Consider the following 16724-nt stretch of genomic DNA (forward strand, 5'->3'; position numbering starts at 1 on the left):
AATATATTCGTTCAGCCGGAAGATCCTGATGCAGGGATGATTATTGAGTTGAAGTATGCACAGACATTTGATGGTTTGGAAAAAGCATGTGAAAGGGCAATGAGTCAGATACGGGAGCGACGTTATGATGAACGTCTTCGTAACGAGGACAGAAATAATATACTGGCATATGGGATTGCTTTCTGTAAAAAGAAGTGCAAAGTGATCGTTGAAAGAATGTAAAGATTCATGTAACAATGATTGTGAGAAAATGGAGAAGAGAAACTATGATTTGAGGGGGCTTGTCGGCCCCCTCAAATTTATGCCCAGTCGTTTTGGACTTCATTTAATTTTTCGTTAAGTAACTTTTCAAGATTAACAAAAGCAGGCAGGAAGCTGTCACGAATAAGGAGAATCAGTTCATCAACTTCCTCTTCGTTATATATATGGACAGATGTGTTGCGCTTTTTTAACATGAGTATCCATACTGCTGAGTCATTTAAAAAACCGATCTTATAAGCAAGCTGTAAAATTTCTCGTGGAGATCCGGTGGCTGCACCTTCTACGCCATGTATTTTCATTATTTCCTGCAATGCCTTCCAGGCCAGTTCAAAAGTAAGATTAAACTGACCAATAATGCCTGTTCTGTAAATATCATTTGTTTCTGCAAACTTAAAATCAGCATTTTTCAGTATAGACAGGCAGTTTGAAAAATTATCAAGCTTTTTCATAAATGACAACACCATCCCTTTTTATTTCTTTATTTAGTTTATCTGAAATTGGCAAATCTGCCTGTACAATATCAAACATTAATAGAGAATTGATTTTTTCTTTCACGTCCCAATAAAAGCTGTCAAAATCTCCACCGTATACTGCAATATCGATATCGCTTCTTTTGGTGTTAGTACCTCGTGCACGGGAACCAAATAATATAATTCTTGTGACGGAATACTTTCGGGCATAAAAAGAAAGCTCTCTTAAAACCCGATCCGGAAGATCATATCCCATTTTCAGTGACCTCCATGTCTGATGTAGAATAAGAAATTGTAGTCAGGATTTTCTATAGAATAGCATATTTGAAAATAATTAACAAGCATGGTAATCCAATCTCGGATTTGGCAATGTGTATTTTACTGTATCGTGCCAATCCTGAATGACTATATAACAGGTGGTACCGGAATAAAGGCTATGATTTTACCATTACTTCATCTACAGCCTATGATCATAAATGGATCCGGGGAAGGAACATTTTTGATTCCATTGACCGGATCGTGGATGAACTTTTTGAAAACTATCTTTCCAGGCCAAATGTGCGTCAGCCGATCCTGACCCAGTATTGTGATGGCCGGAAGGTAGAGTGCCAGAGCCGTGGGCGGATGACGCAATGGGGGAGCAAGGCTCTGGGTGACAGAGGATATTCCGCCATAGAAATCCTCAGATATTTTTATGGGAATGATATGTATATCAATGTAGCCGAGGAAATCTCAGGAGTTCCTGCCTCGTGGCCAGGGTACGATCTGGATATTGGTGCGTCCGGAAGTAAGGTGCTGCAGATCCAGGAACAGTTAAATGCCATCAGCCAGGCATATCCTGCACTTCCAAGGGTAAATGAGGACGGAATCTATGGACCGCTAACAAAGGCTTCTGTGCGGAAGTTTCAGAACATTTTCGGCCTTCCGGAAACCGGAGTTGTGGACTACAGTACCTGGTACAAAATCCAGGAAATCTATGTTGGTGTCACCCGGATCGCAGAACTTCAGTAAACAGATAATCTGCTGGGATGTACAAAAATAATGAATCAATAATATGTGCGTTTACTATTTTTATTTGCAAAAAATGGTGATACAATATACGCAAACATAAAAAGGACATGAGAGTACAAATGATGAAAAAACTGAGAAACGGATTATTGATATTTTTATTCTTTCTGCTTATTCCGCAAATGGTGTGGGCCGGAGATATGCAGGTGCATTTTCTGGATGTAGGTCAGGGTCTGTCCATATTGGTGCAGTCAGAAGGAGAGAATCTTCTTTATGATGGCGGTGGCAGGGATGCTTCCAGTTATGTGGTTTCCTATCTGCAAGATCAGGGAGTGCAGCAGTTGGATTATATGATCGCATCACATTATGATGCAGATCACATCAGCGGGCTGGTAGGCTGTCTTAGCAGCTTTCCAGTAGAGAACCTGATAGGACCGGATTATGTGCATGATTCCCAGCTGTACACTTCCTTTATGGGTAAAGCAAAACAGATGGGATTAAAGATGCAGCATCCATCTGTTGGGGATGTGTATCCTGTTGGCAGTGGGACTTTTACTGTGCTGGCGCCGCAAAATGCCAGTGATCAGGACAGTAATAACAGTTCTGTTGTGATCCGGCTGGATAATGGAGAAGACAGTTTTTTATTTACCGGAGATGCGGAGCATGGCAGCGAGGAACAGATGGTGGCAGCCGGGCTTGACTTGGAATGCACAGTACTGCAGGTAGGCCATCACGGTTCAGCCAGTTCCACAAGCTGGGATCTTCTTCAGGCAGCAGTGCCTGAATATGCAGTAGTCAGCTGCGGCAGTGGGAACAGTTATGGACATCCGGATGCAGATACCATGGAAAAACTGCAGTCTATGGGGATCCAGGTATTGCGTACGGATAAACAGGGGACAGTGACAGCGTACTCCACAGGAAACGGGATCACTTGGGATGTTTCTCCTTGCGATGATTACACACCTGGGAATCCGGACGATACCGGCACAATGGCAGGCGATGCAGGTGTTGCTGCATATACGTATACACAGGGAGCAACCGAAAACAGCCAGAGCACTGATGCAGATATACAGGATCTGGGGGATGGGAACTTTGATCAGGATACAGAAGCAGAGCAGCAGGTCTGGATCTCTGCAACTGGAAGCAAGTATCACAGCAGACCGGACTGTGGGAACATGAATCCTTCCAAGGCAGTGGAAATGCCGGTGGATCAGGCTGTGGCACAGGGGTATGAGGCCTGCAAAAAATGCTGGTGACAGCCACCTGGTGTGAAAGCAGTTCAAGTCGAGCAGCCGCGAGACTTGGCGCGTGATTCTGGTCAGCGTAAGCTGACATATTCTTTACAGAATCACTGCGCATCTACAAAAATTTTGTAAAAGAAATTGTAAAAAAAATTCTGAAAAACATCTTGACTTCTGAAAAATGATTTGCTATAATTCTACCTGTTGCGAGGGCGAAAGATAAAAAGCCCATGAAATGCAGCATGCGGAAGTGTCGGAACTGGCAGACGAGCAAGACTAAGGATCTTGTAAGCATTGCGCTTGTGTGGGTTCAAGTCCCATCTTCCGCATTAAGATTTGAGAAACCTTTTGATGTAAAGGTTTCTTTTTTTATGCATTTCTTCTTTTTTTAATGGAGAAAATCTGTTATACTTAATAAGTATGACAAAAAGCAGGAAATTTAACTGGTATATATCAGAGGTAAGGTGACTCCACCTCGATAGATGGTGGGAAACAAATGACCATCCGTGATGGGAGTCAATTGTATACCTGAATAAAAATGGTGGTGTAGAATATTTGAAAGAACAGACAAGAGTAACATTCACAAAGGAGGAACTGGCTGCTAAAGTAAAGGTTCCTGCGATTGTAGAACAGGATTTAAAAAGGATCATCAGCGACCGTCTGGAGCAGTGCGGATTGTATTACCGGGTTTTTTCACGTACAAAGACGGCTGCATCCATGGCACATAAATTTGAATTAAAGGATTATAGTGCTGAGGATAAGAAGCTGCAGGATCTGGTAGGAGTAAGGATCAACCTTTATTTTGATGATGATGTGGAGATTTGCCAGAATATTGTTGAGAACACTTTTGATGTAGAGGGATGGTCCACATCAGAGCGCAGCGAAGAAGAGTTTAAGCCAACCAAGCTGAACGGGGTATGTAAGCTGCCTGAGTATCTCAGGTCTGAGATTTCCCCGGAAACATGGGACATGTGTATTGATGACACATTTGAGATCCAGATCAAAACCATGTTTTTTGAAGGATGGCATGAGATCGAGCATGATATGCGTTACAAGGGGGAGGAGCTTTGGCACAATTACAAGGGATTTTCCAGATACTTTAACAGTATCCTGGCTACATTGGAGCTGTGTGACAAATCCATGGTCACTTTATTTGAGGATCTGGGACATTCTCTTTATAAGTCAGGCAGATGGAGCGATATGATCAAAAGCCATTTCCGCCTGAAGCTTGGAGAAGGAACTCTTTATCCGGAGGTTGCCAGCCTTTTAGATGAGGATAAAGACAAACAGGTAGATAATCTGGCAAAACGAATTTACAAAACCAGTAAACAGACTTTGGTGGAACAGCTTTTAAAACGTCCCAAGAAGACGCCTATTAATGTAAATACCATTATTGCATTGTTAAATGACAGCCAGTTTCACGACAGCCGGCTGACAGCGATCTTTAAGGAACGAGACGTATACAATGACGGCCGTGAGGAGATCCCAGGTGAGTCCAGGCATTATGAGATGAAGCCATTGATCCGTTATAATGTTTTCCAGATGAATACACGGGTGGATGGAAGCCGGATCAAGGATTCTTCTGCCTGTGATGCTGCCTCTATTTTTAAAAGATCGGCAGATATTATTTATCAGTGGATCGTAGAGAAGTATGGCGGCCTGTTTAAGAGCATGCCAAGGGAAACAGTGACCTTTCACGCAGATATCCTGGCTTACCATGTGGCTGTGAACTACAACCCGGAAGAACTTCGGATGAACATGCATGTGCGCCATATGGATCTGGAGGTGGGCGGCCGTATCTGGTATTCAGAAGCCGGCCTGGAAGTGAAAGATGGACAGGTGCTGCTGAAAGTCTGCAATGGATATGCAGATCCGCAAAGAGAGCATTCCGCCCAGGAACCAGGGGTGGTATTCTTCAGCTACCCCGGATATTATAAGTCTATTGTAGATGAGGTGGGGATCATCAGCGGGATTTCCTGCTCCAACCGGCGCAGGATCTTAAAGGAGGATCAGTTTTCCGTGCTGGCAGCAGCACTTAAGGATCCAAAGAGGATGTTTCCAGTAGTGCTGGTTATTTCCAGAAGCACACCGGATGGTATGATGGATGAGGATTGGCTGGGGCAGTTCCGTGTATCGGATTTTACAAGGACTGTATGGCGGTATGCCCATGTATTTACCTGTCACGAAAGCACAGGTAAGAAGTTTCTTCATGTTGCAGGAGTTGATCCAAGACAGATCGAGGATATTCCCAGATTATATATTTTCTGGCCAGGGAAAGAGATCGATGATTATGGACCGGAGGATGTGGAGAACTGCAGCTTTGGCCGTCACCTGGAGGCAAGGGGAGACGCCCGTACCTATGATATTGTAAGAGGAGGACAGGCATTTTACCATAAGATCGTTACAGATCTGAGAGAATGGAATGTGTCTGCAGATATGTGGGAAGGATTTAAGCTGGAGATCCTTACTGAGATTCCTAAATAAAAATCCCAAACAAAATCAAAAATAAAATCCAAAATAAAGTCTAAAATGAAACCCAAAATATAATCCCTGTGGAACACGGCTTTTTTAAATGTTCCACAGGGATTTCTTTTCTTAAGGACAAAAAAAGAAACCTCTCTGATGAAAGGTTTCTCAAATCTTAATGCGGAAGATGGGACTTGAACCCACACAAGCGCAATGCTTACAAGATCCTTAGTCTTGCTCGTCTGCCAGTTCCGACACTTCCGCATGCTGCATTTCATGGGCTTTTTGTCTCTCGCCCTCGCAACAAAACGTAGTATATCAAAAGCCCTATGGAAAGTCAACAGCTTTTTTGAAAAAATAAAATAATTTTCAAGATTTTTTTGAAAAAAAGAGGAATTTGCAATTTTGTGTAGAATATAATTAATAAGAGGTTTGTCTCAGTTGATCCGGCAGGCGGTATGTGCTGCCGGGCGCATGGTTGTTCTGTGGAGGAAATTGGATGAATATCAGAGAGAGCATGGAACAAAGAGAACGGGAGCTTTTAAGCCCTTATGCTGCTTTAAGCGGTGATTCCAGGGGGCGTGGCAGACCGGAAGAAGAATGTGATGTGAGGACCGTTTATCAAAGAGACAGGGACCGGATCCTGCACTGCAAGGCTTTCCGCAGGATGAAGGATAAGACGCAGGTTTTTCTTGCACCACAGGGAGATCATTACAGGAACAGGCTTACCCATACTCTGGAGGTATCGCAGATCGCACGTACCATTGCAAAGGCATTGCGGCTGAATGAGGATCTGGTGGAGGCCATTGCCCTGGGGCATGATCTGGGTCATACACCTTTCGGCCATGCAGGCGAGCGTGCACTAAACCAGGTACATCCGGGAGGCTTTGAGCATTGCAGCCAGAGTCTTCGGGTGGTAGAGCTTCTGGAGAAAAATGGGGAAGGACTGAATCTGACCTGGGAGACCAGGGACGGGATCCTGAATCATCGTACCAGCGGTCATCCTTCCACACTGGAGGGACAGGTGGTGCGCTTTGCTGATAAGATCGCCTATATCCATCATGATATGGATGATGCCCAAAGGGCAGGGATCCTGACAGAGGATGATCTGCCGGTTACACTTAGGATGTTTCTTGGGTATACCACACGTGAGAGGCTGAACACCTTTGTACATGATATTATTGAGAACAGCCTGGACCGTCCGGCGATCAGTATGTCGCCTCAGGTACAGGAGGCAATGATGGATCTTCGCAGCATTATGTTCCAGGATGTTTACCTGAATCCTGTAGCAAAGAAAGAAGAATCCAAGGCAATCAAGATGCTTACTGAATTATATCAGTATTATACAGAACATCCGGAAGCTATGTCCGGAGAATACAGGGAACTGATCAATAGGAAGCAGGAGTCTGTGGCTCAGGCTGTATGCGATTATCTTGCAGGGATGACAGACCAGTATTCCATGGAAAAGTTCCGGGAAATATATATTCCGAAAGCATGGGAAGTATATTAGAGGAGGATGCACATGCGATATTCTGACGATATTATTGAAGAAGTCAGGATGAAAAATGATATTGTGGATGTGGTTTCACAATATGTGAAGCTTACCAGGAGAGGCAGCTCCTATTTTGGGCTGTGTCCATTCCACAATGAGAAAACGCCTTCCTTTTCTGTTACCCCATCCAAGCAGATGTATTACTGCTTTGGCTGTGGTGCAGGAGGAAACGTATTTAATTTTGTAATGGAATATGAGAATTATTCCTTTGGTGAGGCTCTTTCCCATCTAGCAGACCGGGCGGGGGTACAGCTTCCAAGGATCAGAATATCCCAGCGAAGCCAGGGAAAAGGCAAAGCAGCGGGAGACTCTTCTTGAGATCAACCGGCAGGCTGCCCAGTATTTTTATTATCAGCTTCGCAGAGAAAGCGGGCAGATCGGTTATCGATATCTTACAGACAGAGGATTAAGTGATGAGACCATCCGGAAATTTGGCCTTGGGTACTCGGACAAGTTCAGCGATGACCTTTACAAATTTCTGAAAGGCAAGGGCTATGGTGACGATCAGCTGCGGGACAGCGGTTTGTTTAATGTGGATGAACGTCATGGGATGTATGACAAATTCTGGAACCGGGTTATTTTCCCGATTATGGATGTGAATAACCGGGTGATCGGTTTCAGGCGGCAGGGTCATGGGAGAAGGAAAGCCCAAGTACCTGAATTCCCCGGAGACAAAGATCTTTGACAAAAGCCGTAACCTGTATGGGCTGAATGTGGCCCGTACATCCAGAAAGCCATATCTGATCCTGTGCGAAGGTTATATGGATGTGATCTCTATGCATCAGGCAGGCTTTACCTAACGCAGTGGCGTCCCTAGGAACCTCGCTTGACTTCCGGGCACGCCAGCCTTCTGAAGCGATACACCCAGGAGGTACTGCTTTTGTATGACAGTGATGAGGCAGGAGTGAAGGCAGCACTACGTGCCATTCCCATACTGCGGGAAGCGGGGATCAATTCCAGAGTTGTGGATCTGAAGCCCCACAAGGATCCAGATGAATTTATCAAGACAGAAGGAGCAGAGGCCTTTTTGCAGAGGTTGGATCAGGCAAAAGACAGCTTCATGTTCCGGGTGAGCGTATCAGAGAAGGATTTCCCTATGGAGGAGCCGCAGGGACAGAATCGTTTCTTTGAACGCTGTGCACGGCTTCTTCTGGAATTATCGGATGAGCTTGAGCGGAATCTTTACATAGAAGCCATTGTCAGGCAGTATCACAGGTATGGGATCAGCGTGGAGGATCTTCGCAAAAGAGTAAATACCCTGGCTATGAAGGGAACGCCTATAGAGCAGCGGCAGCAGCCAAAGACTGTGGAAGCCCGTCAGGCACAGAAGAAGGAATCTGCAGCAGATAAGGCTCAGAAGCTGATGCTGACCTGGCTTGTAACTTATCCGGGGATTTTTGATACAGTGGAGAAATATCTGTCACCAGGGGATTTTATCGTTCCTTTATATCATGAAGTGGCAGAAATGCTTTTTGAACAGCATGCCCAGGGAGATGTGAATCCGGCACGGCTTCTGAACAGCTTTACTGACAGCGAAGAGCAGCGGGAGGTGGCATCGCTTTTTAATGCAACCATCCATCTGGAAACAGTGGAAGAGCAGGAACGGGCATTTAGCGACACCCTGATCCGTATTAAGCAGGGTAGCCTTGCAGAGAAAAAATAAAAACTGGGATCCTACAGACATGGCCGGGCTGCAAGAGCTTGTAAAGGCCAAGAAGGAACTGGAGGATCTGGGAAGAAAAAAGACAGCAGCTGCATATTTCCTTTGAATAAGGATAAAATATAAACACTATATGGAGGTTAAAACACCTATGGAAATGAATATGGGCAAATTCAGCGAGAAACTTGTAGAGCTTCTGGAACTTGCAAAAAAGAAAAAAAATGTGCTGGAATATCAGGAGATCAGTGACTTTTTCAAAGACCAGCCACTGGATGTGGATCAGATGGAAAAGGTTTTTGATTTTCTGGAGGCCAGCGGTGTAGATGTTCTCCGTATCACTGGAAACAGCGGAGAGGACATGATCCTGGATGACGATGTGGATATTGACGGCCTGGATGATGAAGAAGAAGTGGAACTGGATAAGATCGATCTTTCCGTACCTGAAGGGGTCAGCATTGAGGATCCGGTCCGCATGTATCTGAAAGAGATCGGCAAAGTGCCTCTTCTTACAGCAGAAGAGGAGATCGAACTGGCAAAAAGAATGGAACAGGGAGATGAGGAAGCCAAGAAAAGACTGGCAGAGGCTAACCTGCGTCTGGTGGTCAGTATTGCAAAGCGTTATGTAGGCCGGGGAATGCTGTTTCTTGACCTGATCCAGGAGGGAAATCTTGGACTGATCAAGGCAGTTGAGAAATTTGATTACAGAAAAGGCTATAAGTTCAGTACGTATGCTACATGGTGGATCCGTCAGGCGATCACCAGAGCCATTGCAGACCAGGCAAGAACCATCCGTATCCCTGTTCACATGGTAGAGACCATTAACAAGCTGATCCGTGTTTCCAGACAGCTGCTTCAGGAGCTGGGACGGGAACCTGCCCCGGAAGAGATCGCAGACGAGATGGACATGTCTGTAGAACGGGTGCGTGAGATCCTGAAGATTTCCCAGGAACCAGTATCTTTGGAGACACCCATCGGTGAGGAAGAGGACAGTCATCTGGGTGATTTTATCCAGGATGATAATGTACCTGTTCCTGCAGATGCAGCAGCCTTCACCCTTCTTAAGGAGCAGCTGGTTGAAGTTCTGGGAACCCTTACCGAAAGAGAGCAGAAGGTGCTCAGACTTCGTTTTGGATTGGATGACGGCCGTGCAAGAACATTGGAAGAGGTTGGCAAGGAGTTTAATGTTACCAGAGAGCGTATCCGCCAGATTGAGGCAAAGGCCCTCAGAAAGCTTCGCCACCCAAGCCGCAGCCGTAAATTAAAAGATTATTTGGATTGATCAGGAGAAGCGTATGCAGTTGTCTTTACGTTTGGCTGCCATCAGTAAAATGGTGCATGGCGGCAACCGGCTGGTAGATGTGGGCTGTGATCATGGATATCTGCCGGTGTACCTGGTTTTGAATAAAAAGATCCCTTCTGCGATTGCAATGGATGTGAGGAAAGGCCCGCTGCTTCGGGCAAAGGAGCATGTGCAGCAGTACGGGGTTTCAGATTACATAGAACTTCGTCTTTCTGATGGCTTGTCTGCACTGAAGGCCGGAGAGGGAGATACCCTGGTGATCGCAGGAATGGGAGGCCCTTTGATGGAACGGATCCTGACAGAAGGAAAGCAGGTGCTGGATTCTTTCCAGGAACTGATCCTGCAGCCTCAGTCGGATGTGTGCCATTTCCGGCATTTTATCCGGGAACAGGGCTGGGAGATCCTGGGAAGAGGAGCTGATCCTTGAGGATGGCAAATTTTATCCTATGATGCGTGTGACCAGGAGCATAGAAGGATGTGTTCCCTGGACAAAGGAAGAAGAAGCCTTTGGGAAATTTCTTTTAGAAGCCAGGCATCCGGTGCTTAAGCTTTATTTGCAAAGGGAGCTTGGGATCCGTAAGAAGATCCTGGAAAAGCTGGCGGATGCAGGAGAAGGCGCCAGGGAGCGAAAAGCAGAGGTAGAGGAGGAACAGCAGCTTTTAATGGCTGCGCTTACAAGATATGAAAGCATGTGAACTGACGGACTGGCTGGAGAAGGAGTTTCCTTCTTCGGCAGCAGAGGACTGGGATAATGTAGGTCTTTTGGTGGGAGATGATCAGAAAGAGATTTCTCATATTTTTCTTGCGCTGGATCTTACAGACCGTGTGCTGGAGGAAGCAGTTTCCTGTGGCGCAGATATGATCATTACTCATCATCCTATGATATTTTCGGGTCTGAAAAAGATCAATACCCATGATTTTACAGGCAGAAAGGTGATCCGGCTGATCCTGGAAGATATTCCTTATTATGCCATGCATACCAATTATGATATTCTTGGAATGGCAGATCTAAGTGCAGAATATATTGGTATTTCACAGACCAGCGTTTTGTCTGTGACGGAGGACGGCCCGGAAGGGACACAGGGATTTGGAAGAGCAGGCAATCTGCCAAAAGAGATGAGTCTTGGAGAATACGCAGATTTTATCAAAGCATCTTTAAAGCTGAAGGATGTGAGAGTGTACGGAGATCTAAAGATGCCTGTAAAGCGGGCTGCTGTTTGCACAGGATCCGGAAAAAGCATGATTCCGGATGCACTGGCAGCAGGAGCAGATGTGTATGTGACCGGAGATATCGATCATCATACAGGGATCGATGCCCTGCAGGCGGGGCTGGCAGTGATCGATGCAGGTCATTATGGCACAGAGTACATTTTTATGGATGCCATGAAAAAAAGAATACAGGAAGTATTTGGCGGGCTGAAAGTAACATGTGCAAAGGTTCAGTGTCCCTATACCCTGATGGCAGATATGTGATACCATCAGCACGCCATAGAAATGGAGGTGCTATACATGGAGACAGTAAAAGTAACCATAAACGAAACTGTTAAGGAATATCCAAAGGAAATTTCCTATATGGATATTGTTAAGGAATACCCGGCAGATGAAAAAGCACCTGTGATCCTTGTGGTTTCCAATGGGGAAACTGAAAGAGCTTCACAAAAAAGTGAAAAGAGACTGCACCCTGCGCTTTGTCACAACCAGGGAAAATATCGGAAACCATGCATACAGGCGCAGCGCCTGCATGATCTTTCTGAAAGCAGTTTATGATGTAGCCGGTAAAGAAAATATAGAAAAGGCAGTGCTTCATTATTCCATTGGAGCAGGCTATTATTTTACCATTTCCGGCAAGCAGCAGGTGGATCAGCAGTTTCTGGATCAGGTAAAAACACGGATGCATCAGATTGTTGATGCAAATATACCGATCATGAAACGAAGCGTTGGAACAGATGAAGCCATTGAATTATTTCACAAACATGGCATGTATGATAAAGAGAAACTGTTCCGATATCGCCGTGTGTCCAAGGTGAACATCTACAGCATCGAGAATTTTGAAGATTATTATTACGGTTTTATGGCATGCAATACCGGATATATAAAGTATTTTGACCTGGTTTTATATAAAGAGGGTATGGTTCTTATGCTTCCGGAGGCAAAGACCCCGGATCAGATCCCGGAGTTTGTGCCAAAAGATAAGCTTTTTCAGGTACAGAAGACTTCCGAGGAGTGGGGAGACCGGCTTGATATTTCCACAGTTGGGGAACTGAATGACCAGATCGTTGTCAAAGGTCTGCGTCAGATCCTTTTGATCCAGGAGGCACTTCAGGAGTCCAAGATTTCTGAGATCGCAAGGCAGATCGCCGCTGCCGGAGATAAGAAGTTTGTAATGATCGCCGGACCTTCTTCTTCCGGAAAGACTACGTTTTCCCACAGGCTTTCCATACAGCTTTCTGCACATGGGCTGAACCCTCATCCTATTGCTGTAGATAATTATTTTTGTAAACAGAGAGAATACTCCTGTAGATGAATTCGGGGAAAAGAATTATGAATGTCTGGAAGCCCTTGATGTAGAGCAGTTTAACAAAGACATGCTTGCATTGCTTGCAGGAAAGCGGGTAGAAATGCCTGTGTTCAATTTCAAAACAGGGCAGAGAGAGTATAAAGGAGACTATCTGCAGCTTGGCAAAGGGGATATTCTGGTGATCGAGGGCATTCATGGATTAAATGACCGGTTAAGTTATGCGCTTCCATCAGAAAGCAAATTTAAGATCTATATCAGTGCACTGACTCAGCTGAATGTGGATGAGCATAACCGGATCGCCACCACTGACGGACGTCTGATCCGAAGGATCGTTCGGGATGCAAGAACCAGGGGCACTTCTGCAAAGGAGACAATTGCCAGATGGCCCTCTGTGCGTAGAGGAGAGGAGCAGAATATTTTTCCGTTCCAGGAAGGGGCGGATGTTATGTTTAACTCTGCTCTGATCTATGAACTGGCATGCCTGAAGGTTTATGTTGAGCCTCTTCTATTTGGCATTAAGAAAGGGGAGCCAGAATATCTGGAAGCCAACCGCTTGCTAAAGTTCCTGGACTATTTTGTGGCAGTGCCTAGTGAAGAGATCCCAAATAATTCCATCCTCAGGGAGTTTGTTGGCGGCAGCTGTTTTAATGTGTAAGTGATTTTGGGCTTTACACACAGAAAAAACGATGCTAGAATAGCATTTGCGTAAGCAGACCAGGTAATCGCGGCTGAACAGACGAAAGGGTTCAGACGAGGAAAGTCCGGGCTTCACAGGGCAGGATGCCGGATAACGTCCGGTGGAGGCAACTCCCAGACCAGTGCAACAGAAATAAACCGCCGGTTTTCCGGTAAGGGTGGAAAGGCAGTGTAAGAGACTACCGCCGGCCTGGTAACAGGACGGGCACATGTAAACTCCATTTGAAGCAAGGCCGAGAAGAAAGCGATACGGCTGCCCGTCGTGCTTTCAGGCGGGCCGCTTGAGCCATTCGGTAACGGATGGCCTAGATAGATGATTACCCAAGACATAACCCGGCTTATAGGTTTACTTACGCAGTAAAATAACAAATTATTTTTTAAATAGCAACAGCCCGCGGATCCATGGACACCGGGGCTGTAGTTTTATGGGGAGATCATTTTATTTATTTCTGTGTCCGGAACATTTCTCTTCACAGTACTTGCAGCGGTAGACTTCTTTTTCTTCCATCAGCCAGTACAAATACCTGGTCAAGCCCCTGCTCGATAGAAGTAATGCAGCGGGGATTCTTACAGCGGATCACATTTACCACCTGCTTCGGAAGACGAAGCTCTTTTTTCTGAACGATCTTCTCATCCTTGATGATATTAACTGTGATATTATGATCAATAAAACCAAGAATATCAAGATCAAGCTTCTCAATAGGGCATTCAACCTTGATGATGTCCTTTTTGCCCATTTTGTTGCTGCGGGCATTCTTGATGATCGCTACTGTACAGTCAAGCTTGTCAAGCTTCAGGTCATGGTAGATGGTCATTGCCTTTCCTGCTTTGATATGGTCTAATACGTAACCTTCACGAAGTGCACCTACATTTAACATGGTAATTCTACCTCCAGTAACGTGAGAATCAGAGCCATGCGGACATAAACGCCGTACTGGACCTGTTTGAAATAAGCTGCTCTTGGATCGGAGTCAACCTCCACTGCGATCTCATTTACTCGTGGAAGAGGATGAAGTATGTACATGTCTTCTTTGGCAAGCTCCAGCTTGGTCTTGTCCAGAATATAGAAGTCTTTCATGCGTACATAATCTTCTTCGTTGAAGAAACGCTCCTTCTGCACACGGGTCATATACAGGATATCCAACTCAGGAATAGCTTCCTCCAGACGTCTCGACCTCCTGGAACTCAATGTTATTCCGCTTCAGAACATCTTCGCGGATATAGCTTGGGATCCGCAGCTCTTCTGGGGAGATCAGGATAAATTTGACGTTTTTGTAACGCACCAGTGCCTCAATCAGAGAGTGTACAGTACGTCCGAATTTCAGATCGCCGCACAGACCGATGGTAAGGTTGTCAAGACGTCCATGAAGGGAACGAATGGTAAGCAGGTCAGTTAATGTCTGAGTGGGATGCTGATGACCGCCATCACCGGCGTTGATCACAGGGATGTTAGATGCAAGAGAAGCAACAAGAGGAGCTCCCTCTTTAGGATGACGCATCGCGCAGATATCTGCATAACAGGAAACAACCCTGATAGTATCAGCAACACTTTCGCCCTTGGATGCGGAACTGGAATCAGCGGATGAGAAACCAAGAACCTTGCCGCCAAGATTCATCATGGCTGCTTCAAAGCTTAATCGTGTACGTGTGCTTGGCTCATAAAAAAGAGTGGCAAGACGCTTGTCATCGCACGGATGTTGCATATTTCTTAGGATCCTTCTCAATATCGCTGGCCAGATCCAGAATTTTTTCAAGTTCTTCGGTGGACAGATCCAGCGGACTCATTAAATGTCTCATTTCATACCTCCATGTATGATTGTGATGTTGTAACAGACTTTTTTCAAAAATCCTTTCGGTCTATGATATAATACTTGGGTGATTTTTTCAAGATGATTTTGTAAGTATTTTTTCAAAAGAGAAGACCTGTGATAAACCAGCAATGGGGCATAATCCAGACGGATCAGTCCTTTGTACTGAAGAGGGGCATCATTGTAATTCCAGGGGCACATATGAAAATGCTTCAGAATGCTGCCGCTGGTAAACTCTGTAAAGAAAATTCCTGCTGTATATACAAGACCTCTGCAGACTGTTGGGATGCAGGAGATCCTTTGGTAGATGATCGGGATTACAGAGGCACAGCCATAAGAGGAAACATCAGCAGGGAGGTTTTTCCCATCATAGTGGTTTCGCCCTGTAAAAATGCATGAAGGCCTGTCCAGAAGATTTCCAGACACCAGCCTGTAAGTCCGCAAAAAAGAATAAAATTTTTTTATATCATCCAGTACCTATTTTACAATTATTTTACATGAAACTAGTATTGCCTGCCTTGAAAAATTAATACGTGTAGGATATAATAATATGAAATCTGGCCCGACCAATATCCATGCACCTGCTTATACAGGCGTGGCTGCTGTCCGGGACATTCATAATAAATTAGAGGAGCAGTAGAGATGGACTATGGTGAAAGCCGTGCATATATTAAGGATGCAGAGAGATATGGCAGTGTTCTCGGCCTTGATAATATGTATGAGATGATGAAACGTCTTGGTAATCCACAGGACAGCCTGAAGGTTATCCATGTGGCTGGTACCAACGGCAAAGGTATCTGTTATTGCATATCTGTATTCTGTCCTTGGAAAGGCAGGATATCGTGTAGGACGCTATGTTTCCCCAACCCTTTATTCTTATCGTGAGCGTCTTGAGATCTGTGGGGAGAGAATTACCTGTGAAGAATTTGCGGAGTGTGTGACTGAGATTTCGGAAGCTGATCCGGGAAATGACCAGGGAAGGCCTGCCTCATCCAACCCCTTTTGAAATTGAAACCGCTGCCGCTTTTTTATATTTTAAAAAAGAAAACTGTGATATTGTACTGCTGGAAGTAGGAATGGGCGGCGATCTGGATGCGACCAACATCATTAAACAGCCGGTACTGTCCATAATTGTTTCCATTAGTATGGATCACATGGGATTTCTTGGCAGCACCCTTAGGGAAATCGCAGAGAAAAAGGCAGGGATCATCAAAAAAAGGATGCCCTATGGTCACAGTGAAACAAAAACCGGAGGCAGAGGCAGCGCTTAAGGAAAGATGTGAAAAGATGGAGATTCCTTTTGTGTATGCAGACAGCAGTGAGGCACAGATCACGGAAGAAGGGATCTGGGGACAAAGCTTCTGGCTGAAGGGAGAGGAATACAGGATTTCCCCTGCAGGAGTTTATCAGAAAGAAAAACAGCGTGCTTGCATTAAAAGCTCTGGAGCTTTTGGAGGAACTTGGTTATCCTACCAGTCTGAAGGAGAGAAAGGAAGGGCTTCTATCAGCCAGCTGGAAGGCTGTTTTACAGTGATCCACAAGGATCCGCTGTTGATCGTGGACGGGGCACATAATCCGGGAGCCGCTGATATGATGGCAGAGACCATCCGGCATTACTTTATGGGGAAAAATGAAGGACAGAAGCTGATTTACATTATGGGCATGTTCAGAGATAAGGACTGCAGGAGCGTGCTTTCCAAAACACTTCCATTTGCACAGCAAGTGTTTACCATTCAGACTCCGG

The 16724-nt window shown here is 45.3% G+C and carries 14 protein-coding genes, 2 tRNA genes, 1 other RNA gene and 5 pseudogenes; 16 read left to right on the forward strand and 6 right to left on the reverse strand.

All coding sequences use genetic code 11. The features are described 5' to 3' along the window. A partial coding sequence (locus tag R1Y93_RS08510; protein ID WP_500822484.1) for a PD-(D/E)XK nuclease domain-containing protein occupies nt 1–222 on the forward strand: 222 nt, incomplete at its 5' end. Nucleotides 223–299: 77 nt separating this feature from the next. Here the strand turns inward: R1Y93_RS08510 and R1Y93_RS08515 are convergent. Both R1Y93_RS08515 and R1Y93_RS08520 read right to left on the reverse strand, forming a co-directional pair. Next, a complete protein-coding gene (locus tag R1Y93_RS08515; protein ID WP_500822485.1) occupies nt 300–710 on the reverse strand; it encodes an HI0074 family nucleotidyltransferase substrate-binding subunit in 411 nt (136 codons plus the stop codon). Continuing rightward, nucleotides 697–987 carry a nucleotidyltransferase family protein gene (locus tag R1Y93_RS08520; protein WP_500822486.1) on the reverse strand — a complete coding sequence of 97 codons (291 nt, stop codon included), beginning with the start codon at nt 985–987 and terminating at the stop codon, nt 697–699. Before R1Y93_RS08520 ends, R1Y93_RS08515 begins: the two co-directional genes overlap by 14 nt. A 149-nt stretch (nt 988–1136) precedes the next feature. On the opposite strand from R1Y93_RS08520, the pseudogene R1Y93_RS08525 reads away from it, so the two are divergent. From R1Y93_RS08525 to R1Y93_RS08540, 4 genes and pseudogenes are all read left to right on the forward strand, one after another. Next, nucleotides 1137–1742, forward strand: a pseudogene (locus R1Y93_RS08525) (peptidoglycan-binding domain-containing protein); the annotation flags it as partial. Nucleotides 1743–1939: 197 nt separating this feature from the next. Then, nucleotides 1940–2995, forward strand: coding sequence for a ComEC/Rec2 family competence protein (locus tag R1Y93_RS08530; RefSeq protein ID WP_500822488.1), 1056 nt, complete (start codon nt 1940–1942; stop codon nt 2993–2995). Between the two features lie 229 nt (nt 2996–3224). Next, nucleotides 3225–3309 (forward strand) — tRNA-Leu (locus tag R1Y93_RS08535). Nucleotides 3310–3535: 226 nt separating this feature from the next. Next, nucleotides 3536–5464 (forward strand): RelA/SpoT-related domain-containing protein, encoded by a 1929-nt coding sequence (locus tag R1Y93_RS08540; RefSeq protein ID WP_500822490.1) that lies wholly within the window; start codon nt 3536–3538, stop codon nt 5462–5464. Between the two features lie 161 nt (nt 5465–5625). On the opposite strand, the gene R1Y93_RS08545 is transcribed toward R1Y93_RS08540, so the two are convergent. Beyond that, nucleotides 5626–5710: transfer RNA gene (locus R1Y93_RS08545), tRNA-Leu, on the reverse strand. Between the two features lie 235 nt (nt 5711–5945). Here R1Y93_RS08545 and R1Y93_RS08550 point away from each other — a divergent pair. From R1Y93_RS08550 to rnpB, 8 genes and pseudogenes are all read left to right on the forward strand, one after another. Next, complete coding sequence (locus R1Y93_RS08550; protein ID WP_500822491.1) at nt 5946–6956, forward strand: deoxyguanosinetriphosphate triphosphohydrolase; 1011 nt, start codon at nt 5946–5948, stop codon at nt 6954–6956. A gap of 12 nt (nt 6957–6968) precedes the next feature. After that, nucleotides 6969–8767: pseudogene (dnaG, locus tag R1Y93_RS08555) on the forward strand (DNA primase). Between the two features lie 42 nt (nt 8768–8809). After that, complete coding sequence (gene rpoD / locus R1Y93_RS08560; protein WP_500822493.1) at nt 8810–9937, forward strand: RNA polymerase sigma factor RpoD; 1128 nt, start codon at nt 8810–8812, stop codon at nt 9935–9937. A 13-nt stretch (nt 9938–9950) separates the two neighbouring features. Then, nucleotides 9951–10385, forward strand: a complete 435-nt coding sequence (locus R1Y93_RS08565; RefSeq protein WP_500822494.1) for a class I SAM-dependent methyltransferase — start codon at nt 9951–9953, stop codon at nt 10383–10385. Between the two features lie 19 nt (nt 10386–10404). After that, nucleotides 10405–10653 (forward strand): hypothetical protein, encoded by a 249-nt coding sequence (locus R1Y93_RS08570; RefSeq protein WP_500822495.1) that lies wholly within the window; start codon nt 10405–10407, stop codon nt 10651–10653. Next, on the forward strand, nt 10640–11431 hold the full coding sequence (locus R1Y93_RS08575; RefSeq protein WP_500822496.1) for a Nif3-like dinuclear metal center hexameric protein: 792 nt from the start codon (nt 10640–10642) through the stop codon (nt 11429–11431). Before R1Y93_RS08570 ends, R1Y93_RS08575 begins: the two co-directional genes overlap by 14 nt. A gap of 36 nt (nt 11432–11467) precedes the next feature. After that, nucleotides 11468–13131, forward strand: a pseudogene (locus tag R1Y93_RS08580) (uridine kinase family protein). Nucleotides 13132–13182: 51 nt separating this feature from the next. Then, an RNA gene (rnpB, locus tag R1Y93_RS08585) (RNase P RNA component class A) lies at nt 13183–13529 on the forward strand. Between the two features lie 82 nt (nt 13530–13611). On the opposite strand, the pseudogene R1Y93_RS08590 reads toward rnpB, so the two are convergent. From R1Y93_RS08590 to R1Y93_RS08600, 3 genes and pseudogenes are all read right to left on the reverse strand, one after another. Then, nucleotides 13612–14050 (reverse strand): annotated as a pseudogene (locus R1Y93_RS08590) (aspartate carbamoyltransferase regulatory subunit). Further along, nucleotides 14044–14969, reverse strand: a pseudogene (gene pyrB / locus R1Y93_RS08595) (aspartate carbamoyltransferase). Before pyrB ends, R1Y93_RS08590 begins: the two co-directional pseudogenes overlap by 7 nt. Continuing rightward, entirely contained in the window at nt 14966–15406 is a 441-nt protein-coding gene (locus R1Y93_RS08600) for a putative ABC transporter permease (protein WP_500822497.1), read from the reverse strand. The pseudogene pyrB and the gene R1Y93_RS08600 overlap by 4 nt, the downstream one beginning before the upstream one ends. 343 nt (nt 15407–15749) lie before the next feature. Here R1Y93_RS08600 and R1Y93_RS08605 point away from each other — a divergent pair, with 343 nt between their 5' ends. The 3 genes from R1Y93_RS08605 to R1Y93_RS08615 form a co-directional block, all read left to right on the forward strand. Further along, entirely contained in the window at nt 15750–15986 is a 237-nt protein-coding gene (locus tag R1Y93_RS08605; protein WP_500822498.1) for a hypothetical protein, read from the forward strand. Continuing rightward, complete coding sequence (locus tag R1Y93_RS08610) at nt 15949–16251, forward strand: Mur ligase family protein (protein WP_500822499.1); 303 nt, start codon at nt 15949–15951, stop codon at nt 16249–16251. The genes R1Y93_RS08605 and R1Y93_RS08610 overlap by 38 nt, the downstream gene beginning before the upstream one ends. Then, a partial coding sequence (locus tag R1Y93_RS08615; RefSeq protein WP_500822500.1) for a glutamate ligase domain-containing protein occupies nt 16208–16724 on the forward strand: 517 nt, incomplete at its 3' end. The genes R1Y93_RS08610 and R1Y93_RS08615, both read left to right, overlap by 44 nt.

It is taken from the genome of Blautia sp. HA3515 (genome assembly GCF_059933065.1).